Source organism: Pseudoalteromonas sp. SG43-7, from assembly GCF_014164295.1.
GTDB lineage: Bacteria > Pseudomonadota > Gammaproteobacteria > Enterobacterales > Alteromonadaceae > Pseudoalteromonas > Pseudoalteromonas rhizosphaerae.
The window spans coordinates 81,819-95,449 of record NZ_JACJEY010000017.1; the positions used below are offsets into that span (position 1 = coordinate 81,819).

Consider the following 13,631-nt stretch of genomic DNA (forward strand, 5'->3'; position numbering starts at 1 on the left):
TCATTGCTGTTGAGAGCTATAAAGAAATAATAATATATTGCGATAATAAAACTAATCATAGTGCGTTTTATCAAATACCACATTAAAAAACATACAAATATTAGGCCACGTTATGTTTCTCTGTTAATAAACTAGCTTATTTCTTTAGTTTTGTTCTTTCCTACAGCATTAACTACCGCTTCCTCAATCGAATGTAGTTTAAAAGGCTTTGAAATAAACATATCCATGCCAGCTTCTTTGCACGCAACTTTATCGGTAGATGATGTATTTGCAGTTAATGCCACTATTAAGGTATCTGCATAAGGACAAATATGTTGTGCTCGCAAAATTTTAGTGGCCTCAAGTCCATCCAGCTGCGGCATCACGCAATCCATAAAAATAAGATCGTATTTTTTTTGCTTACACTTTAAAATTGCGTCTTCGCCATCAACTGCAAAATCGGCTTTAATATTTAATTTTTCAAGCGAAGCGTCCAGTACCAATCGGTTTATTTGGTTATCATCAACAACTAAAACCGATAAATTAGTTGCCGCTATGACAACGTTTACCCGAGGATTATTTTCGATTTGTACTGCGCCGACTGCAAGTGGGATATCCACGATAAATGTCGTACCCTGATTAAAAGTACTATCAACCGTTATTGTCCCCCCCATAAAATCAATCAATTCTTTTACGATTGCCAAGCCTAAGCCGGTACCACCTTTACTCTTTTTGGCGTCTATTTCTTGTGTAAAAGGTGAGAACAATGAATCTAAAAATGAGTTGGTCATCCCCCTTCCGCTGTCACACACTTCAAGATGCAAGGCTAATTTATCACCGACTACATTCACATCAGCATTAAATTTTACCAAGCCTTCGTCAGTGAATTTTAACGCGTTACTTAATAAGTTTGACGCAATTTGGCTCAGCCGAGCATTATCGCAATAAGCCCAACAGTCATCTGCTATCGTTATACTTGTTTGAAAATCAACCTTACTATCTCTAAACAATGGAATGTACAACGAAGCAAGATCAACAAAAATTGTTTTTAATAAAAAATGATTTGGTTCGAGTTTTAACTCACCGTGGTTTATTTTTGAAAAGTCGAGCACTTCGTTAATTATACTCAATAAAATATCCGCGCTACGCAAAGCTATCTTTAGTTTTTCAACTCTCTTATCTTCACGGCGCTCACCTAATAGCGTAGTTAACATTCCGGTTATGCCGTTCAATGGTGTCCTGAGTTCATGACTTATTTTAGCTAGTAGCATGCTTCTATCTTCTAACATGCGCTCTGCTTCTGCTTTTTTATTTTTTAACTCTTCGCGAAGCATGACCGATTCAGTCACGTCTTGTAAGGTACCAAATAACCTCACACATCGACCATTTAATAATTCAGCTTCACCAAATGTTGATACCCACAAAGTCTGTCCATTAGCGGTAACAAGTTCGAGGTCGAGATGCCATTTCTCGCCACTTTGTATTGCAGAGTTCACTGCATTAACGATGCTTTCTCTGCTTTCTCCTGCTTTAAAAAATTCAGTCGCAGCATTAAGATCAGGAACATAGCTATCACTAACTTGGTAAATACGTCGTGTTTGCTCGCTCCAAGTGACTTTATCAGTGAGTAAATCAACTTCCCACGTGCCAATATTTGCTACAGCCTCTAATTTTAACAGCGTATTGTTGTTTTTAATAAGCTGTTCATTGGTGATCTTGCGGGCAAACTCAGCACCCAGCCATTGTGCAAATAACTCAACATAGTCATGGGCTTGTTGTGAAAAGGGAGTTGATACAGCCGGTGATGAAAAGTTAACTGTACCGAATACATTTGAACCGACTTTTATTGGCGCCCCAATATAAGATTCGAGCTGGAAATTTAGGTAACATGGGTGGTTTGCAATGCGACTACTCGACGCTTTATGAAAAGTAAGCGCGGCATTTGCTGCGAGTGTATGTACACAATAAGTGCCTTCTAAATCAAACGTTGTACCAGAAGCTAAAGAATTATCAGGTGTTATAACGTAGAGCACGGTATAAATATTTTGTTCAATTTTACTAACAATCGCGATATCTAAATTAAATACATCAAGCCCAAACTTGAGCAAACTATGCGTTTTCTCGTCAAAACTTTGACTTTGATCAGATACAATATCATGGAAGCTTCGAAGGAAATTCAAATAAATACCTCGTATTATTTTGCATAGCGACAGATGCTATAGCTAAAAAATCTTATCTAACCACTTCATATTGGTTAATTATTATAGCGTGTAATTAAATATTTACCTTACTAAGGAGACTGACCTTTCGGGATTAAAATTTGTTCAATTTAGGTTTAACACTTAGAGCATAGTATGTTTGCCAGTTATGCTGCGTTATCGCCTATTTATGGGGAATTACCACACTACATAAGCTCAGCCTAGCCTAAAAGCCAAACACATTGCTGCAAACTTCGAAATAGAAACACACGCTACCCTAACTTTAGAGTAGAAACTTTTCATCAGCAATAGTTTATTTATATTTTCAGTTAGTTATAAAGCTCCATTTATAAAATAAGGCCTCAATTGAGACCTTATTACTTAACCTAAGCAGGGGTTACTAAGTGGTATGCATTAAAACTGCCACCCGAGCGATGCCCAATAACGGCGTCCGTCTTCGACATAACCATATTCATTCTCAGTGATATCTTTATCAAATAGGTTATAAATACCAAAGCCTAACTTTACGCTTTTAGTCAAAACATAATTACCACCCACATCGGCTAACGTGTAGTTAGGTGCAATTAGGCTGCTTTGTGAAGGTCCTGTGGTTGGTTGACTTTCCTCACCACGATAATGCACACGTAACCACCCCCCTAACTTATCGCTTGGCTGCCAGTTTAACGATGTTTGCACTATATGTTTAGGTAACTGATTGAGAGGACTGCCTTTATATTGCCCGGTTTTTTGCTCAGAATCGGTATAAGTGTAATTAGCGCTTAAACCTAAATCGCTGGTTAAGTCGTAAGAAACTGAAAATTCAAACCCTTGAGTCACGGCTTCATCAACATTTACATAGGTTGTCGGATCTGAACCAAACTGATTTTGGCCATCCGTGCATTGCGTAAGTGGGCATGCAATTCGCGTAATTTTGTCATCAAACTCATTGTAAAACACCGTACTTGAGATTGTGTAATCACCACGTGGATCGTAATAAATACCCATTTCATAATTCAATGACTTTTCAGGACTAAGATCTGGGTTGCCATAGATATTGCCGCCTCGACTTACTTGTCCCCAGTCTGCATTTGATTGACGAATATTAGGCGCTCTAAAACCTGTCGAAATACCACCTTTGATAGTGATAGCCTTAGAGGCGGTATAAACACCATATAAACGTGGACTCCAATGGCCTGAAAAATTATCGTCGTGGTCGTAACGCAAACCTGTGGTGAGCTTAAATTTGTCGCTGGTGCTCCACTCATCCTCAGCAAATACCGACCACTGTTTATTTTCTACATGGGTTAACTCGCTGATCCTATTACTCGTGTAATCATCAAGCACTTCTTTTAAGTAGGCTGCACCAAGCGTCGCGTTATGACCGGCAAAAATCGGTAAAGTCCAACTGGTTTGCGCATCCGTGTTTTCAACAAACATTTCACGAGAAGTATTATCGTACTTATCGTATTTTAAATAGCTGCGCGAGTTACCAAAGTCATAATAACCGTTATGGGTTAACGAGTAAGTTTGTTGCTCATACTCTGTTGTCGATGATTCTGGGCAACCTCTTCGGCCACAGCTTTCACCCGGCGCCAATGGTTCAACTGTTTTACCCAGTGTGTTTTCAAATTTTTGCTGCGCGCTGCCAACCTCTAGCATTATTTCGTGATTATCGTTTGGCGTTAAAATAAACTTTGCTTTAAGGTTACTTTGCTCTTTGCCCCTAAAGCCTGAAGTAAAGTTATCTTCGTCACGTTTTGAAAACTGCCCATATAATTGCAAACCTAATAATTCTGGGACAAGTCCACCAGCTGCGAAAAAACTACCTTGATTAGTATTACCTGAGTCGCTACTTTGTTGAACTGTACTGTCTAAACGCAGCTCACCATACCACTGCTGGGGTGTTTTTCGAGTAATAATGTTTATCACCCCACCGATAGCATCTGAGCCATACAAGGACGACATAGGCCCACGTATCACTTCAATGCGTTCAATTGCAGAGATTGGCGGTGTCCATGCACCTTCAACACCTGGCCCATCACTGTTTGGCCTTGTTTCACGTGATGATTGTCGCTGGCCATCAACTAAAATTAATGTGTATTGGCTAGCCATGCCTCGCAAGCTTATATCTTTGCGATCGCCACCGCCGGTAACCACAACTCCAGGAACATCGGTCATTGCATCGGTTAAGTCACGATAAAAGCGTTTTTCCAGATCTGCGCGATCAATCACACTGATGCTTGCTGGCGCGTCCTTTAACATTTGCTCATAACCTGACGCTGATACCACGATAACTTCCATATCTTGTTTCGTTTCATCAGCTAACACTATTGAGCTGGATAAACTAAGCGCGGTTAAAATGGCGCTAGTTAACGGTATTAACTTACAACTTACCGTGTTCATGATTTTTCTCCGTGACAAATGCAGTTTAAATGATAATAATTAGCGTTTGCATGGTAGTGAGATGTTCCTTTTTCTACAATGTGTATTTTCTTAAAACAGTATTAAGTAAGACTTAACCAAATGAATACAAAATTACTTCGCGCATTAACTGTATTTGTGCGCATTGTTGAAACGGGTAGTATGAGTAAAGCCGCAGTTGATCTTGCCATGACCACATCAGCAATTAGCCAACAAATCAAACAAATAGAGCTTGATATTAAGTTGAGCTTATTTAATCGCAGTCCACGAGAACTGACACTCACCGAGGCTGGCGAGATTTATTATCAAAGCTGTGTAACCATCCTCACCGCTGCAAAACAAGCTGGTGAAAAGCTGCAATTTTTACAAAACAGCCCTAGTGGTCAATTAAAGTTAGTAGCACCGGTTGGATTTGGTGGCGGAATATTAAGTGAACCGCTTAAAAAATTAACCAACCAGTACCCTTATTTTGATGTGCAACTGACTTTATCTGACGAACCCCTTGATATAATAAAGTCGGGCGCTGATTTGGCTATAGCGATTGGCCCGCTGGATGATTCAAGTTTAGTTGCTCGGCCTTTGGCGAAGTGGCCACTCGTATTATGTGTACATAAAAGTCACCCATTGGCTGAGCATTGCACACTGTCGCCTTGGCAGTTAAACCATTATACTCGTATCTCGCATTGCACTGCAGATCACCCATTAACGCATAGTTTAAACAGCCAAAAAAAAGCGCTCCCAAAACCACGTATCGTGGTTAATAACATGCACAGTATTATTCAATTAGTGTGTGATGGCGTTGGTTATGCAATTTTACCAAAGCCAGAAGTACAATCATTATTGCTAGAAGGAGAACTCGTTGAGTTATGCACTGACTGGCAACTGCCAACCTACAGTGTGTATGCAATTACCCCAGCAAGAGATATTTTGGCAGGTAAAACCAAAGTGGCTATCGAAATTTTAAAACAGCACTGTGATGAAATCTCAGATTCATTAAAGCAGTCTGCATAAAGCAAATTATCCTAAACTTACTTGTAACTACTGCAACACAGCGGGTCTATATCTTAAAGTAACTTGTGTATATACTTTATGTATTGAATACCAATGATTGATGCATAATGACAGCGGCAAAAAAGAAGAGTAATTTTTTCAGTAATATAATTTTTAATATTATTTTACCTGCGGTGATTTTAAGCCGCTTTAGTACACCTGATACGTTAGGCCCCGTATGGGCAGTAGTGGTAGCACTTGCTTTTCCGCTGTTATTTGGTTTGTGGGAACTTAAACAATCAGGCAAAGTAAACTTTTTCTCAGTACTTGGCATTATCAGCGTACTACTTACTGGCGGTATCAGTTTATTTGAACTTGACCCAGCTTATATCGCGATTAAAGAAGCGATGGTACCAGCAATTATTGGTGTGATTGTATTGATCAGCCAGTACACCCCTTATCCGCTGATCCGTAAATTACTAATTAATCCTGAATTGCTTGATATTGATAAACTTATGCATTCGTTAGAGCAACAAAACAACACCGCGGTATTTGATGCAAAAATGCGTCTTGCCGGTTTTATTGTTGCCAGTGCGTTCTTTTTATCTGCAACACTCAACTACTTTTTAGCAAAAAGTATTGTTGTTAGTATGCCAGGCACCACAGCTTATGCCGAAGAGTTAGGACGTATGACTTGGTTAAGCTACCCAGTCATTGTGGCGCCGACTATGGTGCTATTAGGCGGAGCAATTATTTTCATTTTTAAGCAAATAGGTAAATTAACTAAACAACCTATCGATGAATTTATATTGCAGTAAGTGGTTACTCAAAAGCCTTAGCGATACATTTTAATAAACCGCCTTACGCAATCTTCAATATATGCTGCTGGCGGTACATCATTAATTTTTGCGTGCCCAAGTGCATGGCGTAATTTCCAATCACCTGTGGCCATGCCCAGTAACTGTAACGTGGCAAACTTAGGGTTGTCGATATCAAGCAAGCCCGCCTGTGCAATACTACATAAGCAGACCTCTACCTGCTGCATCACTACTTTAGGGGCAGCGTCATAAAACAATAAGGCCAACTCAGGGTATTCATCTTTGTGCGCTACGCACGTGTCGTATACTTTCAATGCCTCGGGTGAAAATACCAGTGTAATAAAATTAGTCACAACACGTAGTAAGTTTTCCTCAAGGCTTTGCGATGGCTCAAAACGCTCTTTACGTAAGTTTGAGGAGGAACAATGCGCTGTTACAGTTTCAACAAATAGATTATTTTTGTCTTTGAAATGACTATAAACCGTTTGTTTAGATACTTGGGCTAATTTAGCAATTTGATCCATGCTGGTATTAGGAAAGCCTTTATCCATGAACAAGGTCGTTGCAGCTGTAATAATTTGTTGTCGTTTTTGTTCTGACCGACTTAGGGTAGTTATTTCCATTTTCACCTCAAATCAAACTAGACAGTCTAGTTTGATTGATTTATATTTATACAAAATTAGACTCTTGAGTCCAATTCTAAATCATTCTGCGTCTAGCACAAAGCATAACTGTGTTTAATGCACCTGACTAACCACGCTGATTTAACATGGCGATAAATAAGGATATTATAATGAAAAAATATCTGCTTAGTGCATTCATTTTATTCACACCATTTATATGTTACGGCGAAAGTCTGGTTCATGTAGCTGCCTACACAGTACAACAAGAGGCGGGCTATTATCAAACACGTACGCTTAGTGGCAAAGTGATCATACAAAACGATGCAAAGTTGAGTTTTGAATTTCCAGGAAAAATTGCACAAATTTATTTTGATCAAGGCGAGCAAGTAAAACAAGGCGATATTATTGCACGCCAAAATACGCAGCTTTTAGTTATCGAAGAACAAAAACTCCAGGCGCAAAAACAACGAATTCAAGCACAACTTACCTTCGCTGAACTTGAAAAAAAGCGTTTAGCAGAGCTTGATAAAAAGAACTACTCTGCCACCTCGGCACTTGACCAAGTTAAAACCAATATCGCTGTACTTAACGCAGAACTAGCCGCAATAGCAGCAAGCTTGAATGAAGTCAGTATCCGCACTGAAAAGGCACATTTAACCGCGCCATTCAACGGTATTTTAGGCCAGCGCTTTGCCTCACAAGGTGAAATTGTTGCAGCCAGTACACCGATTGTGCGTTTAATCGAAAACCAACATGCGCAAGTTAGCATGGGGATCCCACTGACACTGCAAAGCACCATCCAAAATAGCATGGACATTGAGATTGCCGGACAAAACTTTACTGCACAATCTATCAGTAAAGGAGCGAGTATCGACCCACATACACAAACCTTAACAATGCGCTTTTCTTTGCCAACTAGCGCAGTTGTTTATGCTGGCCAATTAGCAAAATTAACAGTGCAACAATATCAGCAACAAAGCGGTTTTTGGGTGCCTCTTGATGCCCTTGCCGATGGTGTGCGCGGTACTTGGCAGGTTTATCAAATAAAAAACAAGGTACTAAAACCTATCATTGTGCAGCTTTATTATGCCCATGATGGCTATGCGTTTATTGGCGCCCCATTACACAATGGTGCGCAAATTGTTGCCAATGGCATGCATAAGCTGTCGGCCAACATTTCGGTTAATGTTGTTGCAAATCAACCAACCAAGGTGCTGTGATGATCCGCTATTTATTTAATCACGGGCGTGTCCAAGCGCTTTTAGTGGCGTTACTTATCGTTAGTGGTTTAGCTGCGATCAGTGGCTTAGCGCGCAGTGAAGATCCTCGAATAACTAATCGTATCGCTATCGTAACCACTGCTTTACCTGGCGCCAGTGCTGAACGAGTTGAGGTGCAAATAAGTGAGAAAATCGAACAAAAACTAAAATCCCAAGCTGAAGTAAAGCATTTATCGTCGATTTCTCGTCCTGGGCTCTCAGTGATCACCATTGAGCTAAAAGACGAAGTCACGAACGTTAAACCCATTTGGTCGCGAATGCGTGATTTATTAGGTGATGTCAACAACCAGTTGCCAGTAAATGCTTCATCACCGCTACTGGATGACGAGCGTGGCTATGCTTATACTCGTATCTTATCGCTTAACGCCAATGACGATATAACCACATTAGCAACGGTTAATCGCTATGCAAAAGAACTGCAAAATCAATTACGTAATGTTTCAGGTGTGGAGTTGGTGCATTTTTTTGGCCAAGTTGATGAGGAAATTTTAGTTGCGGTTGATCAACAAAAAGCCAGTTTAGCCGGTATTCCTTTAGCGCATATTCATGCAGCTATTCAAGGTGCAGATGCAAAAGTAGCCGCTGGTACCCTTACAAATGACAAATCGCAAATGCAAATTGAAGTGACCGGTGCGTTTGACTCGATTGCTCGCATTGGCGCAATTCCACTAAGTAGTAATCAAAATGCAGGGCAATATCAACTCTCTGATGTAGCCCAAATTACTCGATCAGTAAAAACACCCGTGAACGAAATTGCATTAATTGATGGAAAACCCGGTATTTATATTGCGATCCGCATGTTACCAAACTTGCGTATCGATACTTTTTCTAAGCGTGTTGATGTCGCCATCGATAACTTTAGCCAAGACTTACCAAGCCAAATTTTACTCCAAGATATTTTTGATCAACGCGGTTATACCCAAACTCGTTTAGCCGATTTACTCAGCAATATTACCGTGGGGTTTGTGCTTATTCTAGTGGTACTATTTATCACTTTAGGTTTTAAAGCTGCTCTAGTTGTCGGCACCGCGTTACCTTTAACCGTATTGTTTACGTTAGTAAGTATGCAGCTCTATGGCTTACCTATTCATCAAATGTCGGTTACCGGTTTAGTCGTGGCCCTGGGCATTATGGTTGATAACGCCATTGTGATCACCGATGCTGTTCAGCGCTTTCGCCAACAAGGCCTAACAGCTTTAGCCGCAGTAGAAAAAGCCGTGGCACATTTTTGGCTTCCACTGCTTGGCTCAACTCTAACAACTATTTTAGCGTTTGCACCGATTGTGTTGATGCCAGGTGCTGCAGGAGAGTTTATTGGCGGTATTGCCTTAAGTGTTATTTTTGCCTTAATTGGTTCATACCTGATTTCACACTCTTTAGTGGTGGTATTTGCAGGGCAATTTATCAATAACGAACAGCGTACTGGTATCTTTTATCAAGGTATACGCACACCTAAACTCAGTAAACGCTTTGAAGCAACGTTAAAACGTAGCCTAGAAAAACCAATACTCACTTTACTACTGGTCTTTATACTCCCTGTTGCCGGTTTTTTTGGGGCAGGACAACTCACCGAGCAGTTTTTCCCGCCCTCAGATCGCGATATGTTTCAAATTGAAGTGCATTTTGCCCCTCATGTGAGTATTACATCAACTCGACAAGCCATAGAGAAAATGGATCAACTAATTCGGCAATCTGAAGGCATTGAAAAGCTCGATTGGATGATCGGAACTAATTTCCCAAGCTTTTACTATAATATGCTCCAGCGTAATCGCGGCGCCAACAACTATGCGCAAGCGATGGTAAAAGTAACCGACTTTAAACGTGCCAACGAGTTAATAAAAAGCTTGCAAATACAACTTGATAAAGCATTTCCAAACGCACAAACTTTAGTCAGAAAGCTTGAGCAAGGTCCACCATTCAATGCACCAATTGAAATGCGTATTTATGGCCCAAGCCTAGATACTCTCTCTGAACTGGGCCAACAATTACGCACGCAGCTCATTGCTCATAACGATATAACCCACACCCGTCCAACCTTATTGTCGGGCTCGCCTAAACTATGGTTAAACACCGATGAAGCAGCGCTGACTCATGCAGGATTAAGCCTAAGTAACATGGCAACCCAACTACAAAACCAGTTCAATGGTGTCGTGGTCGGCAGTATTATTGATAATACCGAAACCGTTCCCGTACGCGTTAGAGTTGCAGATAAGCACCGAGATGATATTAGCTCGCTATTTAGTACGCAGTTAAATACCCCAGCCAGTTCAAGCCAAATAGATACTGCACAACCGCTAGTGGTTGAATCATTTGCCAGTGCAACACTGAGCCCTTCTCGTGGCTCTATCGCTCGCCGTGACGGTGAACGTGTTAATATTATCGAAGCTTATTTAGCAACTGGCGTATTACCGCAAACCGTACTGAATGAAGTGACCGCCACCATTGCACAATCAGGCTTTGTATTACCCCATGGCTACAGATTAGAGCTCGGTGGTGAGTCGCAAAAACGCAACGAAGCGGTTGGTAAATTGCTTGGCCAAGTGGGGATTATTGTCGTGTTATTGATCACCGTACTGGTGATGTCATTTAATTCATTTACCACCACAGGGCTAATCTTAATAAACGCCCTGCAAGCTGCAATGCTGGGCTTGCTCAGTGTATTTATTGCTGGCTACCCGTTTGGTTTTACTGTGATCATTGGTTTATTGGGCTTAATGGGACTGGCCATAAATGCCGCCATTGTCATTTTATCAGAGTTAAATTCACTGCAAGCCCTCACTGATAAAAACAAAATCGTTGCCGCTGTGATGACTTGCTCACGCCATATCAGCTCCACGACTATCACCACCGTTGGTGGCTTTTTACCACTCATACTCGCCGGCGGAGGTTTTTGGCCTCCGTTTGCCGTCGCTATCGCAGGTGGTACTGTATTAACCACTGTGTTGTCATTTTACTTTGTTCCTGTGGCATATTATTTAGTATCAAAACGCACGCTACGCACAAAAAAGCATGGAATTAACGCACACTAGTGAATTTAAAATTAATATCTTTATTTTTAAATTATAAAACACCATTGATATAATATTTTTATGAGGTATGATTACTTTAAATAAGAGGAACATCATGTTTATATTAATATCTCACCCACAAAAAACAAATCTCACCTTCGACATCTAAGCCGAGTGTAACCCTTACACTCGGCAGTCTCACTGTATTATTTTAAATTTAAGTTCGGTTCAGTTTTCGTGGAGGTATAGTCCGTGTTTGCTTTTCTGTTCGGGTACAAAACCCCTGCTTTTTATAAGTATAAAAACTATTTAAGCCAAAGTTCAGCATTTTTACATCCGCTGAAACTCGCGCATGTGTTGCAAAAAATAGAGTATTCACAACGACCTTGGTCAAAGTTTAGCCCACATGTACAAATTGGCTGTACCGTAGTCATCCAGCATACTGATACGGGTTATAAACGCCGTATAAGCTTAGTTCCGGCTGCAGAAAAGGGGCTATGTAATAATGTTGTGTCATTACACTCTTCTATAGGTACTGATCTTTTAGGACATAAAATAGGTCACATTTTTGAGTGTAAAGAATATGGATGTTTTCACTCTTGGCAAATATTAGCAATTAATAGTAAGGAGAATTATATAGAGTAAATCATTTCAATTTTTATTTATTAATTTTTATATATTTAATTGGAGTTATTTATAATGAGTAAAGAAAAAGCTAAAAAACCAGCAAAAATGACGTTAAAAGAAAAGCGAAAAATACGTAAAGAGAAAACAAAGACAACCGAAAAGTAAAGAGTTGTCACTTTACATATAACGTTTCATGGAAACCTTAATAAAGTCCAAAGCTCGGCATTATAAAAATGTCGGGCTTTTATCGTTTAAATATATTAATAAAAAAGGCCTCAATAGAGACCTTTGTTATAGATGAAGTTTAAATAAAACTGAATTAGCTACTGTATTGTTGGCACGGTAATAATTGATACAGAGCCTAGCGGATCTACGTTATAGTCTTTACTCGGTTCGCCTTCGTCAGCGGTGATGATTAATTTACCATCGGGACTGAAAGTTACCATATCTGGCAGTGCTCCGACCGCAGATATCATTTCAAGCTCATAACTACTCGTGTTAAACATAGCAACAACGCCAGTATCAGTTTTCACGCCTGACTCGATCGCAGCGGCAAGTTTTCCGTTTGATACTGCGACAGAATTAACACCTGCACCGTAATAGCTAATATCAATTGCGCCAAGTGTTGCAATGTTATTTGGGTGAGCAAAATCAATCACTTCAATACGAGGAGCGTTAAGCAAGCTGCCGTTATTTACTACGAATAAACGTTTTGTTTGTGCATCATAAGCCGTGATCTCTGCGGCGCCTTCACCACCTTCAATTAACAAGCGTGATGCAAAATCAAACTTGCCTTCGTTGTTTTCACTATAGACGGTGATATTACCACTGTCTTCGTTTGCAACTACCAGCTGCGCTTTTGACGTTGGGCTTTGATCAGCGGTTATAAATAACACCCCTTCTGGCGCATCATCACCTTGGGTAACGAGCATTTGCACAAAACTTACGGCATTAACATCACTAATATCATATACTGCAACCGCATCAGCACGCTCTAAAGCAATAAATGCATAGCGCTTATTGGCAACCATACCTGTTGTTACACTCTCAGGCTCAGTGCCTTTCGCATTACTGCGACCATCTGGGTAAACGCCGGCTTTATTAGCTTCAAAGGCAAGTGATGAACCACTATCAAACACCTGCTCACCGGTATCACCATTGAAGATTGAGAATGAACGTGCACCAAAACTATAGAGTTTATTATGACTTGATGCTGCAGTATCAGAATCAACATATTGCGATACTAATAAACGCCCTAATTCGACGTTGTTTTGTAATATACTTACGTCTGTAAATACCGACTCATCAAGCACGATATCTGCAACTTTCTCACCTTCAGCGAAGTTGCTAAACCAGTCACGTATATCCCCCTCGTTGGCAGTTAAAACGTAATCTATGCCATCTTGTGTAAATGTTGCGATGCCATCAGGTTGATACATACCCACTACGTTTGCGCGGGTTTGTAGTTTGATCATATTATCTTTATCACTGGCATCTATTTCATTGCCAGCCATACCATAATCTTTAAAGCCCAGCGGAAAAATATCAGTGATAGTTTTCGTGCTAAGGGATCCCCAAAAATAATTATTAAGTTTCAATTACATCACTCACATCCATATTTTTCCAATCGATTTGCACTACTACCTGTACGAAATAGGCTAGTCCTTCCAAATAATCTCGCCGTCGC

The 13,631-nt window shown here is 40.3% G+C and carries 9 protein-coding genes; 5 read left to right on the forward strand and 4 right to left on the reverse strand.

Annotated features, from left to right (window positions below):
* Positions 1 to 131 precede the first annotated feature (131 nt).
* Both H5200_RS10115 and H5200_RS10120 read right to left on the reverse strand, forming a co-directional pair.
* Entirely contained in the window at positions 132 to 2,159 is a 2,028-nt protein-coding gene (locus tag H5200_RS10115) for an ATP-binding protein (protein ID WP_182761430.1), read from the reverse strand.
* 432 nt (positions 2,160 to 2,591) lie between these two features.
* Complete coding sequence (locus H5200_RS10120; protein WP_182761431.1) at positions 2,592 to 4,580, reverse strand: ligand-gated channel protein; 1,989 nt, start codon at positions 4,578 to 4,580, stop codon at positions 2,592 to 2,594.
* A 120-nt stretch (positions 4,581 to 4,700) separates the two neighbouring features.
* Between H5200_RS10120 and H5200_RS10125 the strand changes: the two genes are divergently transcribed.
* A complete protein-coding gene (locus H5200_RS10125) occupies positions 4,701 to 5,609 on the forward strand; it encodes a LysR family transcriptional regulator (protein ID WP_182717758.1) in 909 nt (302 codons plus the stop codon).
* Between the two features lie 107 nt (positions 5,610 to 5,716).
* Positions 5,717 to 6,406, forward strand: coding sequence for a VC0807 family protein (locus H5200_RS10130; RefSeq protein ID WP_149980025.1), 690 nt, complete (start codon positions 5,717 to 5,719; stop codon positions 6,404 to 6,406).
* A 17-nt stretch (positions 6,407 to 6,423) separates the two neighbouring features.
* Here H5200_RS10130 and H5200_RS10135 read toward each other — a convergent pair whose 3' ends face one another.
* Positions 6,424 to 7,029 (reverse strand): TetR/AcrR family transcriptional regulator, encoded by a 606-nt coding sequence (locus H5200_RS10135; protein ID WP_182739543.1) that lies wholly within the window; start codon positions 7,027 to 7,029, stop codon positions 6,424 to 6,426.
* Positions 7,030 to 7,199: 170 nt separating this feature from the next.
* Between H5200_RS10135 and H5200_RS10140 the strand changes: the two genes are divergently transcribed.
* From H5200_RS10140 to H5200_RS10150, 3 genes are all read left to right on the forward strand, one after another.
* The gene (locus tag H5200_RS10140) at positions 7,200 to 8,249 is read left to right on the forward strand and encodes an efflux RND transporter periplasmic adaptor subunit (RefSeq protein ID WP_182739542.1); all 1,050 of its coding nucleotides are present in this window, start codon (positions 7,200 to 7,202) and stop codon (positions 8,247 to 8,249) included.
* Positions 8,249 to 11,338, forward strand: a complete 3,090-nt coding sequence (locus H5200_RS10145) for an efflux RND transporter permease subunit (protein WP_182761432.1) — start codon at positions 8,249 to 8,251, stop codon at positions 11,336 to 11,338. The genes H5200_RS10140 and H5200_RS10145 overlap by 1 nt, the downstream gene beginning before the upstream one ends.
* A 231-nt stretch (positions 11,339 to 11,569) precedes the next feature.
* Entirely contained in the window at positions 11,570 to 11,962 is a 393-nt protein-coding gene (locus tag H5200_RS10150) for a GreA/GreB family elongation factor (protein ID WP_182730903.1), read from the forward strand.
* Positions 11,963 to 12,267: 305 nt separating this feature from the next.
* Here H5200_RS10150 and H5200_RS10155 read toward each other — a convergent pair whose 3' ends face one another.
* Positions 12,268 to 13,542: a choice-of-anchor I domain-containing protein gene (locus H5200_RS10155; RefSeq protein WP_404936377.1), complete on the reverse strand. Its 1,275-nt coding sequence runs from the start codon at positions 13,540 to 13,542 to the stop codon at positions 12,268 to 12,270.
* Positions 13,543 to 13,631 lie beyond the last annotated feature (89 nt).